Consider the following 16,007-nt stretch of genomic DNA (forward strand, 5'->3'; position numbering starts at 1 on the left):
ACAACCGCTGAGGTACAACCCATGACGACCATCGACCGCGTGACCGCGCTGCTCGAGAGCCTCTACCCGCTCCAATGGGCGGAAGAGTGGGACCGCGTGGGCCTCGTGCTCGGGGACCCCTCCTGGGAGGTTCAGCGGATACGCCTCGCGGTGGATCCGACGGTTGCCGAGGCTCGCGAGGCTGCGAAGCGTGAAGGAACGCTCCTCATCACGCACCACCCGTTGCTGCTACGAGGCGCGAACTTTCTGCCGGCAACGACGGGTAAGGGGGCGGTGGCGACCGAGATCCTCCGCTCACGCGGAGGGCTGTGGTGCGGTCACACCAACAGCGACCGTTCGCGAAACGGCACCGTCGGGGCATGGCTCGAGCTGCTGGGCCTTTCCGACGCCAGGGCGCTTGAGCCGGGTAGGCCCGTGGACGATGAGTCCTTCTTCGGCCTTGGTGCCGTGGGAGAGTGTGCGCAGCCGTCGACCGTCGGTGACGTGGCCCGGCTTATCGCGAAGAGCGTGCCCGCCACTGCTCAAGGGGTCCTGTATACCGGCGAAGCGGATCGCGAGGTGCGCAGTATTGCGGTGTGCCCGGGCGCCGGGGACTCTTTTCTTGAGGCTGCAACGGACGCGGGGGTGGATCTTTACATCACGTCGGATCTTCGCCACCACCCGGCGCTCGAGCACCTCGAATCGCGTGCGGATCACTCTCGCGTGCCCGCGCTCATCGACCTTCCGCACTACGCGAGCGAGTACCTCTACCTGCCGCATCTCGCGGAAACTCTCCGGGCAGAGTTCCCCGACCTCGAGGTCGAGGTATCCGAAATCTCGAGCGACCCGTTCACGGGAGCAGCGCGATGAAGCCTCTCGTCAAGCCGGCGTCCGTGCGCGAGGGTGACAAGGTTGCCGTGCTCTCGCCCGCGTGGGCCGCACCGGCGTATTTCCCGGCCATCCACGAGCAGGCGATGAGACGGCTCGAGGAGATCTTCGGGCTCGAGGTCGTCGAATACCCCACGACCCGTGCACTTGGCGCGAGCCCCGAGGAGCGTGCCCGCGACGTGAACGCCGCTTTTGCCGATTCCGAGATCCGCGCGGTGGTCTCAACCATCGGCGGGGACGATCAAATACGGATTCTTCGTCACCTTGACCCGACGCTTCCCCTCGCCGACCCAAAACCGTTCTTCGGCTACAGCGATAACACGAACCTGAGTAACTGGCTTTATGCACAGGGCCTTTCGAGCTACTACGGCGGCTCGACCCAGGTGCACCTCGGTAGCGGCCCGACGGTTGATAGCGAACACGTCGCCTCCCTTCGCGCGGCGCTCACGGGCACGGGGGATATCGCCTATACACTTCCGGCCGATAGCCAAGACTACGGATACGACTGGAGCGAGGAGCGCGCCCTCACCGAGGCCTCTCCCCGCGAAGCCTCGGCACCGTACGAGTTCTACGGCGCGAAAACACGTGTACGCGGGCGAACGTGGGGAGGCTGCCTCGAGGTGCTCGACCAACTCGCGTGGGCGGACCGTCTGCCCGACCCGGCCGAACTCGAGGGCGCAATACTCGTGTGTGAAACATCGGAAATGCTCCCGAGCCCCGACCTCGTGGGCCGCTGGATCCGTGGAATGGGAGAGCGCGGCTACCTCGAAGTCGCCGCCGGGATGCTCGTCGCGCGGCCCGTCGTCGACGACCGGGACCAACCCGCTCCCGAGAATGTGCGCGCGGCTCGCCGTGCGGCGCAGCGTGATTACGTGCTCGCCGAACTTTCGCGATACGCGCCGGGTCTTCCCGTGTGTTTCGGTGTTCCTTTCGGACACACGCGCCCGCAGTACGTCATCCCTTACGGTGGGGACGTCACCATCGATACGGGCCGGAAAGAGGTCGTGGGCCACTACGGGCAGTGAACGTCAGCGGCGCTCCCAATCGTCGATCACGGTGAGCGTCCGTCGAGTTTTGCCATCGGTGATCTCGAAATCTAATGCATCGCCGAGGGCGGAGGTGAGCACGTCGAGGACGCCCTCAGCTGTTGTCGCAGCCTCTGGCGCCGCGCAAAGAGCACGCGCAACGAGGCCTCGGTAACGCTTAGCGTCGTGGCTGATCACCTGACGTGTGCCATCGCGCACCGCTACCGGGGACACCTCGAGAACCTGTGCGCCCTTAAGTGGCATCATCGAGCGATACGCACCAGAGCGGCAATCGATCACGATCTCGCCGCTTTCCTCGATTGCTGCGCCAATGTCTTTGAGATGCTGCTTCCACCACGTCGAGACTTTTCCGAGTCCCAACACTTCGCTTGCCGCTGAAAGACGATAGGCAGGGATGAGGTCCTCGGTGCAGTCGACCACCCCAAAGAGTGCGGACTGGACGAGAAGCCGGCAGCCGTCGGACACGGAGACCGTGCCGAGGGCATCGTAGAGAACTCCCGAATACACCTCGAGTGGCGGCGCGACCGGTTCCCGCTCGAGGTGGGCCATGCGCTCGCGCAGCTCCGGTTGAGTAGTCGGGATTTTGAGTGCGCTCATCGCGGTGTCGCTCTCGGCAGTGAGCTTTGCCGCGCCCAGCATGTCCTCACGTGCTTCACGTAGTTCACCCCACGACATCGAGGCGAGATCGAGACTCGGTGCTTCGAGGGCGGTGGGGCGAGTTTTCGTTTCCGAGGGTGGTAAGAGAATTAACATCTCGCGCGTGCTCCTGTTGGGCGGGCGTGGAGTAAAGTTGAGGACTGGACCAGTCAGCTGGACAGTCGCGAGGTATTGCCTCGAGGAAAGTCCGGGCTCCCCCTGGCACGGTGGTGGGTAACACCCACCCGGAGTGATCCGCGGGCCAGTGCCACAGAAAGCAAACCGCCTGCTACGCAGGTAAGGGTGAAAGGGTGGTGTAAGAGACCACCGCGGCGCCAGCGATGGTGCCGGCACGGTAAACCCCACCGGGAGCAAGGTCATGCAGGAGGCGCCAAGGCTGCCAGGCCGAGTCTCCGGGTAGGCCGCTCGAGGTCGTCGGTAACGGCGATCCTAGATAGATGACTGTTGAAACAGAACCCGGCTTATAGGCTGGCTGGTCCGCGCCTTAGGCGCCCCCGATACCCTTCGCCTCAGGCCTCTTCGACCGACTCAGCAGCGAGTTCCGCCGCCGATTCGTTCTTCTTGTCTTTTTTGGCCTTCTTCTCGCCCTTGTCTTTTTTCACTTCGAGCTTACGCTCGGCGTGCGCAAGTGCGGCCGCACCGATGATGCCTGCTTCGTTGCGGAGTTTCGCGGGCACGATCTCGGTTTTGAGATCGAGGAAGTGAAGGTACTTCTTCGCGTCTTTCGACACGCCACCGCCCACGATGAACAAATCGGGGGAGAAAAGGAACTCAACGTGGCCGTAGAACTTTTGCAGGCGCTCCTTGGCCCATTCCTCGTAGCTGATACCGGCCTTCTCGAAAACCGAGCTCGCGGCGAACTTCTCAAAGCTCTTTCCCTCGTACGTGAGGTGGCCGAGTTCCGAATTAGGAATGAGCTTGCCGTCCATAAACATTGCCGAGCCGATTCCGGTGCCGAGAGTCGTCATGATGACAAGGCCGGACTTGTCCTTGCCTGCGCCAAACTCCATTTCGGCGATGCCGGCGGCGTCAGCATCGTTGACAACGAAGACCGAGTGGCCCGTGACCTCAGACAGGAGGGTATCGACATCGGTGCCGATCCACGAATCGTCGACATTTGCCGCTGACTTCGCGACCCCGTGCTGAATGATCGCGGGGAAGGTCACGCCCACGGGCATGTCCGCGGGAACATCAAAGGAGTCGATGAGCTCCTTGACCGTTTTCGCGACCGCATCGGGGGTTGCCGGTTGAGGCGTGGGGATGCGCACGCGCTTGTGGGCGAGTTCCCCCTTCTTCAGATTAACGGGCGCACCTTTGATGCCGCTGCCGCCGATATCGATTCCGAATGCTTCCTTGGCCATGGTGAAAGGTTTCTCCTTGCGGGGTGACAATGTCCTTTAGTCTACGCGGAAATCTCAGCGTCCGGATCGGTCAGAACCTCGTAGCCGTCCTCGGTGATGAGGAAGGTGTGCTCAAACTGCGCCGTATAGCCCTTATCGCGTGTCGTGACCGTCCAGCCGTCGTCCCACTGATCCCACTCACGTGAGCCGAGCGTCACCATTGGCTCGACCGTGAAAATCATGTTGGGTTCGATGACGTCGTCGTAATGAGGCGCGGAATCGTAGTGGGGGATGATCAGGCCGTTGTGGAAACCCTCGGCGACACCGTGCCCCGTGAACTCCCGGACCGATTCGTAGCCGAAGCGGCCCACGTACTTCTCGATCACGCGGCCCACGACATTGACCTCGCGGCCGATCTTCGCGGCTCGGATCCCGCGGAACATCGCTTCCTCAGTGCGTTCGATGAGATCCGCTGCTTCCGGAGCGATCTCGCCGACGGGGAATGTCGCGTTCGTATCGCCGTGCACGCCATCGAGGTACGCGGTGACATCAACGTTGAGAATGTCGCCCTCTTCCATGACGGTGGAGTCGGGGATGCCGTGGCACACCACTTCGTTGAGGCTCGTGCAACACGACTTCGGGAAGCTCAAATATCCAAGCGTCGAGGGGTAGGCGCCGTGATCGAGGATGACCTCGTGGACGATGGCATCGATCTCGTCGGTCGTGATACCCGGTTGTGCCGCCTTGCCCGCTTCTCTCAGCGCGATTGCGGCAATGGCGGAGGCACGGCGCACGCGCTCGATGACCTCCGGGGTTTGCACGTAGGGGCCGCAATTATCGGATTTGGCCTCGTCTTTGAACGCGTATTCAGGTCGCGCGATCGACGGGGGAACCTGTCGAAGGGGGCCGATGGTACCCGGTTCAAGCACGGAACGGTTTTCGGGGCGAAGCCAGTGGTCTACAGTCATGGTTACCAGTTTGGCAGGTTCATCTGGATAACGACTAACGAAAGGCCGTGTGATGAGCGAGTTCTATTACAACACCAAGACCTCTGAGATCGAAGAAGGTATGCAGAGCCCGGCGATTGAGCTCATGGGCCCGTACCCGACCCGCGAAGCGGCTCAGCACGCGCTTGAAAGCGCGGCTGAACACAACGAACAGTGGGAGGAAGAAACCGAGGAGTGGAACGAGTACTACCGCGACGACGATCAGGACGACGAAGACCGGTAGTGCATCGACCTCACTATTGTTCGAAGGTGTGCTCGGGCGCGGGGAAGCTTTTCGCGCGCACAGCGTCGGCGTATTCTCGCGCCGCCCTTGACAGTTCGGAGCGCAGGTCGGCAAACGCCTTGACGAATCGAGGTTCGAAGCCGCTCAGCCCCGCCATGTCTTGCCACACGAGTACCTGACCATCGCATCCTGCCCCCGCGCCGATGCCGATCGTTGGTACTTCGAGCGTTTCGCTCACGCGTGTAGCGAGAGGAGCCGGCACGAGTTCGAGGACGACGGCGAAGGCGCCAGCCTCTTCGAGAGCAACCGCGTCGGCCAGGAGAGCGTCGGCCCCCTCCCCGCGGCCCTGCACCTTAAACCCACCGAGCTGATTGACCGACTGAGGCGTGAATCCCACGTGCCCGCACACGGGGATTCCCGCGTTGACGAGCGCCTCAACCTGGGGAAGGATTTCACGGCCGCCCTCGAGCTTGACCGCGTGTGCCCCCGCCTGCATGAGTTCGACACCGTGACGCACCGCGTCCTCAACACTCGCTTGGTAAGTCCCAAAAGCGAGGTCGGCAAGAACTAGGGGCCGCGTGCACGAGCGAGCAACGGCCCCCGTAAAGCGCACGATGTCCTCATGCTTGGTGTACACGGTCGAGTCGTACCCGAGCACGGTGTTTCCGGCAGAATCTCCCACGAGAAGAACATCGATACCGGCCTCATCGAAAATGCGGGCGCTGAACGTGTCGTAGCTCGTGAGCATCGTGATTGGCCGGCCCTCCCTCTTGAAATCGTGGAGGGTGTGGGTGCGGACCTTGCGCGGTGTGGCGCTCTCGCTCACGGGAATTCCTTTCGTGCGTGTCCAATGCAGCGGGTGCGACCTCAGCGTAGTCGGCTCGGCGGGGGACTTCTGAGGCGCAGTGGGTGTGGGGCACAATTGATGTATGGAACGCCACCAGGATTCAGTGCTCAGGCAGGTCGAGGAACAGGGGATCGATTACATCCGCCTATGGTTCAGTGATGTCGTGGGGCGGCTCAAGTCGATCGTGATTTCTCCCCACGATCTCGACAAAGCCTTTGACGAAGGGATCGGAATTGACGGGAGCGCGATCGAGGGCCTGACCCGCTCCTATGAATCCGACATGCTTTTGCGCCCAGATCCCTCGACCTTTCGGGTTATGGGGGCGCCGCGCGGAGGCGAAGCGGGCGTCATGATCTGTGATGTCTTCACGCCCGATTCCGAGCCGGCAGCTTCGGATCCTCGCCGGGTTCTTCGCGATGCCCTCGCGCGTGCCGAAGCCAAAGGCCTCGAATTTTTTACCCATCCCGAAGTGGAGTTTTACCTGTTCGAACGGGCCTATGAACAGGGGGTTGGCCTTACCCCCGTCGATCAGGGCGGGTATTTTGACTACGTGCAGCGAGTCGACGGTAGTCGGTTTAGACGCGACGCTATGCGAGAGCTCGAGCGCATGAACATTCACGTCGAGTACTCCCACCACGAGGGCGGGCCGGGCCAAAACGAGATTGACCTTCGCTACGCGGACGCACTCACGACCGCAGACAACCTCCTCACGCTTCGCGCCGTCGTGAAAGGCATCGCGCTCAGCGAAGGAAAATTCGCGAGCTTCATGCCGAAGCCCATGATTGAACACCCGGGTAACGGCATGCACACTCACCTGTCTCTTTTTCAAAACGGCACGAACATTTTTCACGAACCGGGCGCCGAGTACGGGTTGTCGCGAACAGCGCGCCACTTCATCGCAGGATTGCTTGTGCACGCGCGCGAGTACTCGATCCTCACGAACCAGTTCGTCAATTCCTACAAGCGTCTGTGGGGAGAACAAGAAGCCCCGAGCTACATCGTGTGGGGGCACAACAACCGCAGCGCCCTCGTGCGCGTCCCGTTCCATAAGCCTACGAAAGGCACGAGCTCGCGCGTCGAGTTCCGCGGTCTCGATTCGGCCGCCAATCCCTACCTCGCATTCGCGGCGCTCTTAGCCGCGGGCCTCAAGGGCATCGAGGAGGAATATCCGCTGCCAGAAGGTGCAGAAGACACCGTGTGGGAGCTGACTGAACGGGAAAGAAAAGCCATGGGCATCGAGCCGCTCCCGTCGGATCTTCTGCGCGCGATCGAAAGCTTCGAAACCTCCGAGCTCATGGCTGACGTCCTCGGCGAGCAGGTCTTTGAATACATCCTGCGTGATAAGCGCCGTGAGTGGGAGGGGTACCGCCGCCAGGTCACCGACTCAGAGCTGCGCACGACCTTCGATATTTAGACCACGCATGAGACTCGAGACCGGCGCGATTCAGGCGCTCCAGGCGGGCACAGACGAAGGCGAATTCAGCCACTTCGATCTGGCGCGCCTCGGTTTCGTCCGCACGGAAAGGAGCGCCGCTCTCCTCGCGAGTGATGCTCTCTCTCGGGTTCCTCCCGCGCTTGTGCGAGACATGGGCGCGTCGGCGGACCCGGACGAGGCGCTCCTTGCTCTGACGCGCCTTGCCGAATCTGCAGCGGAAGCCGGCGAAAGCGCGCAGTTTGACAGGGTCGTTGCGGATGAAGCACTGGGGCGCACGCTCGTGAGGATCCTCGGCAGTTCGGTCGCGCTCGGGGATGCGCTCGCACGTCACGTGGATGCACTCGAAGAAATCCTCGAGTGTCCGACGCTTGCCGGCCCCACGCGTGAGCGTTTTCGCGAGGTGATGCTCGCCGCCGTCGGCACCCACCCGGATGCTGCCGTGGCCGTGGCGAAAGAGGGGCCCGCGCCGCGTCATGCTTTCCGCCGCGCGTACTATTTTCTCCTCGCTCAAATCGCGGCTCTCGATGTGTGCGCAACCGATCCGTTTGCGCATCAGGAAGAGATCTCGACGCTCCTCAGCGACCTCGCCGACGCGGCCCTCGAGGGGGCGCTCGCCCTTGCTCGCGCGGCAACACCCGAGCACGACAAGGTGCGACTCGCGATCATTGCCATGGGTAAAGCTGGCGCGCGCGAGTTGAACTACATCTCAGATGTTGACGTCATGTATGTCGCTGAAGCCGCTCGTGGCGGCGTGAGTCAAGAAGAGGTCTCCGCCATTGGCAGTGCCCTCGCGCGTGAGGTCGCGCGCGTGTGCGCGGAACGGACAGCGGAGGGAAGCCTGTGGCAGATTGACGCCAACCTGAGGCCGGAGGGGCGTAACGGCGAGCTCGTGCGAACGCTCGAATCGTATGCCCAGTACTATCGAAAATGGGCTCATTCGTGGGAGTTCCAGGCGCTGTTGAAAGCCCGCGCATGCGCGGGAGACACCGAACTCGGTGCGGAGTTTGAGCGCCTCACGGCGCCGCTCGTGTGGCAGGCTTCGACGCGTGAGGGGTTTGTTGAGGACACTCGCGCGATGCGCGCCCGCGTGCTTGCCAGGGCCGATGCGGACCGGGATCTCAAGCTTGGTCGCGGGGGACTGCGCGATATTGAGTTCACCATCCAGCTGCTCCAAATGGTGCACGGGCGAACAGACGAGCGAATCCGCGAAGCTGGCACCCTGAGCGCACTGGACGCGCTCACCCGGGGTGGGTACGTGGGCCGAGAGCACTCGGTTGAGCTCGCCGATGCCTACCGCTACTTGCGCGTATGCGAGCACAGGCTCCAGCTTTGGCGCCTTCGGCGCACACACATGCTGCCGTCATCAGACCCCGACGAGCGGCGCCTCGCCCGCGGCATTGGCACGCGGGTGGAGAACCTTCGCGCCGACATCGATGCCGTGCGCAGGCGCGTGCGCCAGCTTCACGAGGAGATCTACTACCGCCCGCTTCTCGTGACATCCGCGCGCCTGAGCGATGGCCAGATTGCGCTAAGTCCCAATGAGCAGCGCGCTCGCCTCGAAGCGATCGGCTACCGAGATCCTAAGCGCGCACTTCACCACATCGATGCGCTCACCAAGGGGCTCAGCCGAGCATCCGCGATTCAAAAACAGCTGCTGCCCGCCTTCCTCGAATGGTTCGCGAACGGTGTCGATCCCGACCTCGGCCTGCTGTCCTTCCGGCGACTTTCGGATACCCTCCGCGAAACGCACTGGTTCCTTGGGATGTTGCGCGACTCCGGCGCAGCCGCCGAGCGTCTTACGCGCATCCTCTCGAGCTCTCGATACGTCGGCGAACAGCTCGTACTGCATCCCTATGCCGTGCGCTGGCTCGCGAACGATGCTCAATTGACGCCCTTGAGCCGCGCACAGCTTTCGGGCGAGCTTGACGCGATCGCGGGGCGCGCGGACAGCGAAGACGACGTGATTGACGCCCTTCGAACCGTGCGCGCGCGAGAAATCGTCCGTATCAGCATCGCGCACCTATGCGGTCTACTCGACCTGCCGTCGCTAGGGGAGTCTCTGACGACCCTTGCCGAGGCAATCCTCACCTTCACGGTTGAATTCGTGCAACGGGATACAGATGTCGAGCTCTGCGTCGTCGCGATGGGGTCGTTCGGCGCTCGTGAAATGGGTTTTTCCTCCGATGCAGACGTCCAGTTCGTGTGCGCGAGAGACGCGGAAGAAGCGATCGCCGCCGCTTCACGCGTGCAGAAAATACTCAACGCCCCCGCCTCGGGCATCAACATGCGCGTCAACGCCGATCTCCGCCCCGAAGGCCGTTCCGGCCCGCTCGTTCGCACTCTCGCGAGTTTCGACGACTACTACGCCCATCACGCCGAACGGTGGGAAAGCCAAGCACTGCTGCGTGCCCGCGTCATCGCAGGCTCCGAAGACACGAAGGCAGCCGTGACCGCAGTCCTGGACCGCGCGAGATACCGCGCGGGCGGTATGGACGATTGCGATCGGCGCGATTTTGCACGGATGAAGGCCCGCATCGAAGGGGAAAGGCTCCCGCGAGGCGTGAAATCGACGCACCACCTCAAACTCGGTCGCGGCGCGACGACCGACGTCGAGTGGAGCGTCCAACGGCTTCTTCTTGAATACGCGGGGGACGACGTAAGCCTCCGAACCGTCGGAACCCTCGACGCGCTCGCCGCCCTCGAGACCGCCGGGCACCTGAGTAGCGCCGACGCAGAGGCGCTGCGTCGAGCATGGCTCCTCGCATGGGAGCTACGCCGCGCACTCTTTTTGTGGCGGGGGCGTGAAACCGATGCACTCCCTACCGACCTGGTCGACTTGCGCGCGCTCGCAGCACTCGTGCACGAACCCGTGGACAACGCCCGCGCAATCGAGGAGAGATACCTCAAAGTCACGCGCCACTCGCGCCAGGTAGCTGAACGCCTGATCTTCGGCGAGTAGCCTGAAGAGGTTATGACCTCACCCGAATTGAGCGCCCAAACCGCACGCGGACGCATGTATCGCATGGAGCCCGGAGGAAAGCTCATCCATCCCTCCATCACCACGGTCGCCGGGATGCGCGCAAAAGATCACCTCAACGGATGGTACGCGCGCATGGCCTCGAAGCGTGCCCTCGAGATGTTCTCGTACCTCGACCGCAACCCGTCGCGTGCCTTCGACGAAATTCGCCGCGTCAACCGCAACAGCTGGACCACCCAAAAGCGCATCGCAGAAGCCGCCCCCGACTACACGAAAACAACGGCAGACTTCGGCACCTACGTCCATGCCTTGTGCGAGGCGTGGGAGCGATCGGGCGAGCGCCCCACTGATGCCGACATGCGCGATCTTGCCACCGAGATGCGCAGCGGCGGCGACCTGTTGAGCATGGAGACGAACCTCGGCGAGCTCGTTCGGCGTGCCAACGTACGCCTCGATGGCTTCGCGGGCTTCCTCGACGATTTCCAACCGGAGTTCATTGAGATCGAACAAACCGTGGTGAACCGCACGGTGGGTTATGCCGGCACGACGGACGCGATCGTCAAAATCGGCAACACCCTCCTCACCGGCGACATCAAAACCTCCAAAAAGGTGCGAGGAGACTACGCGCTGCAGGCAGTCGCGGTCATGAACGCCGAGAACCTCCTCGACAATGACGGAACCCTTCGCGACATGCCAGAGCTTACGGGCGCCTTCATCATCCACCTGCCCGAGTCCGGCGGCTACAGCGCTGTTCCGCTGCGCACATCACAAGCCGAGTGGGAAACCTTTAAAGCCTTGCGAAAGGCGTGGGACTTCGCGCCAGATGACTGCGCGCTCAGCGAGGCACAGAGCCCAAAAGAACTCTTGCTAACGCTGCTGAACGCCAAGCTCTAGCACGAAGCCCCACGGCTCTAGCTCCGCTTACAGGTCGTAGTAGAGCTCGAACTCGTAGGGGTGGGGGCGCAGCCTAAACGGCTCGACCTCAAACTCACGCTTGTACGCGATCCAGGTCTCGATAAGATCCTCCGGGAACACGTCCGCTTCGGTGAGGAAGTCGTGATCGCGTTCGAGCGCGTCAAGTGCCTCCTCGAGCGAAGCGGGAAGAGTCTTGATCTCCGCGTGTTCTTCCGGCGGAAGCTCGTAAAGATCCTTATCAATCGGCTCGGGCGGCTCGACACGGTTCCTGATCCCGTCGATCCCCGCCATGAGCTGGGCTGCAAACGCAAGGTAGGGGTTTGCCGAGGGGTCGGGCGCACGGAACTCAAGGCGCTTCGCCTTCGCCGAACTGCCCGTCACGGGAATGCGAATCGCTGCGGAGCGGTTGCGGGCCGAATAGACCATGTTGACCGGAGCCTCGAAGCCCGGCACGAGGCGCTTGAAAGAATTGACGGTGGGGTTCGTGAACGCCGTGAGTGCGGGGGAGTGTTCGATCAAGCCACCGATGTACCAACGGGCGAGGTCCGAAAGACCGCCGTAGCCGCGCTCATCGTAAAAGAGAGGCTCTCCGTTCTTCCACAGCGATTGGTGGCAGTGCATACCTGAACCGTTATCGCCGAAGATTGGCTTCGGCATGAACGTCGCCGAGCGGCCGTTCTCCCACGCAACATTCTTGATGACGTACTTGAACTTCATGACGTCGTCGGCAGCCTGAAGAAGCGTCGAAAATCGATAGTTGATCTCCTGCTGGCCGCCCGTGCCTACCTCGTGGTGGGCGCGCTCGACCTCGAGCCCGACCTCGTCCAGGACACGCACCATTTCGTCGCGCAAATCAGCCATTTGATCCACGGGAGCAACGGGGAAGTACCCGCCCTTCATCGCGGTCTTGTAGCCCTGATTACCGAATTCTTCCTCGCGACCCGTGTTCCAGGCAGCCTCGTTCGAATCAATCTCGTAAAAAGCGCCTTTGGCTTCGGTCTGGTACCGAACCGAATCGAAAATGTAGAACTCGGCCTCGGCGGCAAAGAAGGCGGTATCGGCGATGCCGGTCGAACGAAGGTATTCCTCTGCCTTCGCGGCGACCGTTCGCGGGTCACGGCTGTAAGGCTCATCGGTAAACGGGTCAACGATGGCGTAGTTGATGACAAGGGTCTTTTGGTCGCGGAATGGGTCCACGTAGGCGGTGCTCAGATCCGGGATGAGCTTCATATCGGACTCGTGGATTGCCTGAAAGCCGCGAATCGACGAGCCGTCGAACAACTGCCCCTCAGCGATCGCCTCTTCGTCGAACGTCTTTGCCGGAACATTGAAGTGCTGCATCACGCCTGGCAGGTCGCAAAAGCGGATGTCGATGAATTTGACGTCCTCTTCCTCGATAAACTTCACGGCTTCGCTGGGATTGCTGAACACGTATCCTCCGTCCGTGCTGGGTGCACGATTGCTATGAGTGTTTTGCGCGTCCTAGTTTACGTCCCCACATTGGACGGTTTGCGCACTGCGGGTGCTCGAACGTACGGTTCAGGGATGAATAGCAGCCTCAATAGTGACGAGTCAGTCTCCAGCGCCAGTAAGTCTGACTCTTTCGCGGGTGCGGGTCTTGGCCTGCCAGACCAAGGGTCCGGCTCGCTCGCGCCCATCCCGCTTCGCTTCTTATCCACGTGCATCGATTGGGCTGCCGCGGCGGCGGTGTCGGCCGCTGTTTTTCACTACGACCCGCTCGCCACCCTTCTACTTTTTCTCGCGCAGATCATCTTCATGCAAACGCTCTTCGGGGCGAGTATCGGGCAGTTCGTCACCTCACTTCGAGTACTCCCCGTCACCGGGCGCTCACCCATGATCGCCCGTGCCGTCGTGCGCAGCGCGGTCATGCTCAGCATCATCAGTGCTTTCGTCGTGAACGATAATCGGCAGACCCTTCACGATCTCGTTGCAGGTGTCGTTGTCGTGCGTGCATAAACGCTCGTGTCCACATACAGGTTGGCCCCCGCGAGTCGAGACTTGCGGGGGCCGCGTGTGAATGAGTACCGCCTTAGCGGCCGCGCATCGCTTTGCGATTCGGGCGCGCACGCATTGGATCCACGCCCTTCGGGATCGCCTGACGAACGGGGTTCGGCAGAGCGTGAAGACGGCGCCCAATCTCGCCCGCCTCAGCCTTCGTAAGCTCGTTCTTCATTCCCGTGAGGTGGCGGTTGAGCTTCGGAAGAGGAACCTCCCCCTCGCTGTGGCCAACGAAAACCGCGTGAACGGGCACATTCGGGAACATGCGGTTCATGCGCTTGACTTCTTTCGCCATGAGCTTTCGCGAGCCGCCGCCGGAACCCTCAGACACCAGTGCGATGCCTTTACGGCCGCTCGCCCGGAAAAGCATCGATCGACTACGCGCATCGAAAGCGGCAGGCTCCTGCTCGACGTTCCACCCGCGCGAAATTTGCTGCATCACCGCGATCGAAGCGCCGGGCTGATCCTCGATCTTTGCGTACGTTGCTTTCTGTGCCTTCCGGCCAAGGATGATCATCGCGATGAGAATGCCGAAACCGAGCCCGATGAAAGCGCCGTAGATCGGGTGACCGAAAGCACCGAACACCAGGGCGAGCACGACGGGGAGCCCCACGATTGAGAGAACCATGAGCGGGGCTGTCGAGCGATCGTACGCCTGTGTCTCCTTGAAGACGTCGATCGTCTGCCGGATGCGGCCGGGCTTTTTCGCCTGAGCGGGGGCGTCGGTCGTATTCTTGCGTGCCATTAATCCTTGTCCTTAACGCGATGCGAGTGATCCGAAGACCACCCCTAAGCATAGCGGGGTTGAGTACCTAGGCGTTCGCCGCAGCCTTGCGCGCAGCGCGCTCCTTGTCACGCTTTTCACGCGCCGCCTGACGCTCCACAACGCTCGTCGCTTCCTGAAGGGCAGGCGCCGAGGAATTGAGGTGAGAAAGTTCCTCGGGGATCTCCCGCCCCAGCTTCTCCATGGCTTGTGCCCACAGGCGGCCGGCGCGATACGACGAGCGCACCATGGGCCCCGCCATGATGCCCGCGAAACCCATCTCGTAACCGGCCTCGGATAGCTCGAGGAATTCCTGAGGCTTGACCCAGCGGTCGATCGGATGATGAAGCTTCGACGGTCGCAGGTACTGAGTGAGGGTGAGGATATCGCAGCCATGATCGCGAAGGTCCTGCATCGCGGCAAGGATCTCCGCGGTGTCTTCACCCATGCCGAGGATGAGGTTCGACTTGGTGATCATGCCGTTGTTTTTTGCATCGGCGATCACGCCGAGGCTGCGCTCATAGCGGAAGGCGGGGCGAATCTTTTTGAAGATTCGCGGCACGGTCTCGAGGTTGTGGCCGAACACTTCTGGCTTCGAGTCGTACACCTGTTGCATCGCGCTCGAGTTGCCTTTGATGTCGTCGATGAGCAGCTCGACCCCGGTGCCGGGGCTGATCGCGTGGATCTGGCGGCACGTCTCGGCAAAGAGGCCTGCGGCTCCGTCTTCGAGGTCATCGCGTGCCACGCCGGTCACGGTTGCATACTTCAGCCCCATCTCCTTGATGGACGTCGCCACCTTAAACGGCTCGGCGGGATCGATGGCTTGCGGCTTGCCGCTTGCGATATCGCAAAAATCGCACCGACGTGTGCACGTATCGCCACCGATGAGGAACGTCGCCTCGCGATCCTCCCAACACTCGAAGATGTTGGGGCATCCAGCCTCCTCGCACACCGTGTGCAAACCGCGCGAGTGCACGCGCTTTTTCATGTCGGTGTACTCGGGGCCCATGTTCGCCGTGGTTTTGATCCAGTTGGGCTTGCGTTCGATCGGGGTTTCCGCGTTGCGGGCCTCGACCCTGAGCAGGCGGCGTCCTTGAGGTTCAACTGCCACGTCACACTCTCCTTGCGAATAGGGGTCTCAAGATTCTAGTGGGCTTCACTGCCCAGGCCGCACAGCATTGGTGTGATCTCCGCGGCCCAATGGTGTTTAGTTAAGGCCGCGTTCGGCCTCGAGCTCTCTCATGACGTCTTCGACATCGGCGAGGACATCTCGAGGACGCACCGCGCGTCCGCTTTCGACGGAAAGCGATGTCACGCCCGCGTCGTCGATGCCGCAGGGAATGACATTCATCGCCCATGAAAGATCGTTTTCACAGTTCAATGCGAAGCCGTGCATGGTGCAGCGCTTAGCGACCCGCAAACCGATCGCACAGACCTTGCGGTCCATTCCAAGCTCATCGAGTACCCAGACACCGCTACGGCCCTCCACGGGCGCGGTTGCAACTCCGGCGCGAGTGCAGACCTCCATGATGGCTTGTTCGATGCCGCGCACGAAGCCCACCACATCGATAGGGGCGGGAAGCTTCACGATGGGGTAGCCCACGAGTTGGCCCGGGCCGTGCCAGGTAATCTTTCCGCCTCGATCGACATCGACGACGGGGGCGCCATCGCGTGGACGTTCGATATCGAGTGTGCGGCGACCCGCGGTGTACACGGGCTGGTGTTCGAGGAGGAGAAGCGTGTTGGGGCGCTCGCCCGCAATCACTTCGGCATGAATTTTCTTTTGGACATCCCACGCTGCGTTGTAGTCAACGGGGCCCGGGGGAAGATCAAACTCTTCGTGAGCGGATTCGATCCCGGAATCTTCTGAAAACGCGAGGTGGATGATGTCAAGCACCACCCCATGCTAGT

General features: G+C 62.0%; 15 protein-coding genes and 1 other RNA gene. 8 read left to right on the top strand and 8 right to left on the bottom strand.

Going from position 1 to position 16,007, the window contains the following annotated elements; genetic code table 11:
- Positions 1-21 precede the first annotated feature (21 nt).
- Both DEHOM01_RS05670 and DEHOM01_RS05675 read left to right on the top strand, forming a co-directional pair.
- Positions 22-849, top strand: a complete 828-nt coding sequence (locus DEHOM01_RS05670) for a Nif3-like dinuclear metal center hexameric protein (protein ID WP_061211892.1) — start codon at positions 22-24, stop codon at positions 847-849.
- The gene (locus DEHOM01_RS05675; RefSeq protein WP_061211893.1) at positions 846-1,892 is read left to right on the top strand and encodes a S66 family peptidase; all 1,047 of its coding nucleotides are present in this window, start codon (positions 846-848) and stop codon (positions 1,890-1,892) included. The genes DEHOM01_RS05670 and DEHOM01_RS05675 overlap by 4 nt, the downstream gene beginning before the upstream one ends.
- 3 nt (positions 1,893-1,895) lie before the next feature.
- On the opposite strand, the gene yaaA is transcribed toward DEHOM01_RS05675, so the two are convergent.
- Complete coding sequence (yaaA, locus tag DEHOM01_RS05680; protein WP_061211894.1) at positions 1,896-2,666, bottom strand: peroxide stress protein YaaA; 771 nt, start codon at positions 2,664-2,666, stop codon at positions 1,896-1,898.
- 49 nt (positions 2,667-2,715) lie between these two features.
- On the opposite strand from yaaA, the gene rnpB reads away from it, so the two are divergent.
- An RNA gene (gene rnpB, locus DEHOM01_RS05685) (RNase P RNA component class A) lies at positions 2,716-3,050 on the top strand.
- Positions 3,051-3,079: 29 nt separating this feature from the next.
- On the opposite strand, the gene ppgK is transcribed toward rnpB, so the two are convergent.
- Positions 3,080-3,931 carry a polyphosphate--glucose phosphotransferase gene (gene ppgK, locus DEHOM01_RS05690; RefSeq protein ID WP_061211895.1) on the bottom strand — a complete coding sequence of 284 codons (852 nt, stop codon included), beginning with the start codon at positions 3,929-3,931 and terminating at the stop codon, positions 3,080-3,082.
- A gap of 41 nt (positions 3,932-3,972) precedes the next feature.
- A complete protein-coding gene (map, locus tag DEHOM01_RS05695; RefSeq protein ID WP_061211896.1) occupies positions 3,973-4,878 on the bottom strand; it encodes a type I methionyl aminopeptidase in 906 nt (301 codons plus the stop codon).
- 52 nt (positions 4,879-4,930) lie between these two features.
- On the opposite strand from map, the gene DEHOM01_RS05700 reads away from it, so the two are divergent.
- A complete protein-coding gene (locus DEHOM01_RS05700; RefSeq protein ID WP_061211991.1) occupies positions 4,931-5,140 on the top strand; it encodes a hypothetical protein in 210 nt (69 codons plus the stop codon).
- A 13-nt stretch (positions 5,141-5,153) separates the two neighbouring features.
- On the opposite strand, the gene panB is transcribed toward DEHOM01_RS05700, so the two are convergent.
- A complete protein-coding gene (gene panB, locus DEHOM01_RS05705; protein WP_061211897.1) occupies positions 5,154-5,966 on the bottom strand; it encodes a 3-methyl-2-oxobutanoate hydroxymethyltransferase in 813 nt (270 codons plus the stop codon).
- 103 nt (positions 5,967-6,069) lie between these two features.
- On the opposite strand from panB, the gene DEHOM01_RS05710 reads away from it, so the two are divergent.
- From DEHOM01_RS05710 to DEHOM01_RS05720, 3 genes are read left to right on the top strand one after another with little or no spacing between them, the layout of a single operon-like run.
- The gene (locus tag DEHOM01_RS05710; protein WP_061211898.1) at positions 6,070-7,401 is read left to right on the top strand and encodes a glutamine synthetase family protein; all 1,332 of its coding nucleotides are present in this window, start codon (positions 6,070-6,072) and stop codon (positions 7,399-7,401) included.
- A gap of 7 nt (positions 7,402-7,408) precedes the next feature.
- Positions 7,409-10,381: a bifunctional [glutamine synthetase] adenylyltransferase/[glutamine synthetase]-adenylyl-L-tyrosine phosphorylase gene (locus DEHOM01_RS05715; protein ID WP_061211899.1), complete on the top strand. Its 2,973-nt coding sequence runs from the start codon at positions 7,409-7,411 to the stop codon at positions 10,379-10,381.
- Between the two features lie 12 nt (positions 10,382-10,393).
- A complete protein-coding gene (locus tag DEHOM01_RS05720; protein ID WP_034373094.1) occupies positions 10,394-11,293 on the top strand; it encodes a hypothetical protein in 900 nt (299 codons plus the stop codon).
- A gap of 27 nt (positions 11,294-11,320) precedes the next feature.
- Here DEHOM01_RS05720 and glnA read toward each other — a convergent pair whose 3' ends face one another.
- Positions 11,321-12,745: a type I glutamate--ammonia ligase gene (gene glnA, locus DEHOM01_RS05725; RefSeq protein WP_061211900.1), complete on the bottom strand. Its 1,425-nt coding sequence runs from the start codon at positions 12,743-12,745 to the stop codon at positions 11,321-11,323.
- 114 nt (positions 12,746-12,859) lie between these two features.
- Here glnA and DEHOM01_RS09775 point away from each other — a divergent pair, with 114 nt between their 5' ends.
- Entirely contained in the window at positions 12,860-13,291 is a 432-nt protein-coding gene (locus tag DEHOM01_RS09775; RefSeq protein ID WP_167346650.1) for an RDD family protein, read from the top strand.
- Positions 13,292-13,364: 73 nt separating this feature from the next.
- Here the strand turns inward: DEHOM01_RS09775 and DEHOM01_RS05735 are convergent, their stop codons facing one another.
- The 3 genes from DEHOM01_RS05735 to lipB all read right to left on the bottom strand — a co-directional run bounded on the left by DEHOM01_RS05735 (position 13,365) and on the right by lipB (position 15,993).
- Positions 13,365-14,078 (bottom strand): DUF4191 domain-containing protein, encoded by a 714-nt coding sequence (locus tag DEHOM01_RS05735; protein ID WP_061211902.1) that lies wholly within the window; start codon positions 14,076-14,078, stop codon positions 13,365-13,367.
- Between the two features lie 67 nt (positions 14,079-14,145).
- Entirely contained in the window at positions 14,146-15,207 is a 1,062-nt protein-coding gene (lipA, locus tag DEHOM01_RS05740; protein WP_061211903.1) for a lipoyl synthase, read from the bottom strand.
- A gap of 96 nt (positions 15,208-15,303) precedes the next feature.
- Positions 15,304-15,993 (bottom strand): lipoyl(octanoyl) transferase LipB, encoded by a 690-nt coding sequence (gene lipB, locus DEHOM01_RS05745; RefSeq protein ID WP_040386960.1) that lies wholly within the window; start codon positions 15,991-15,993, stop codon positions 15,304-15,306.
- Between the last annotated feature and the right edge of the window lie 14 nt (positions 15,994-16,007).

The sequence above is a fragment of the Dermabacter hominis NBRC 106157 genome (assembly GCF_001570785.1).
In the GTDB taxonomy this organism is placed as follows: Bacteria; Actinomycetota; Actinomycetes; order Actinomycetales; family Dermabacteraceae; genus Dermabacter; species Dermabacter hominis.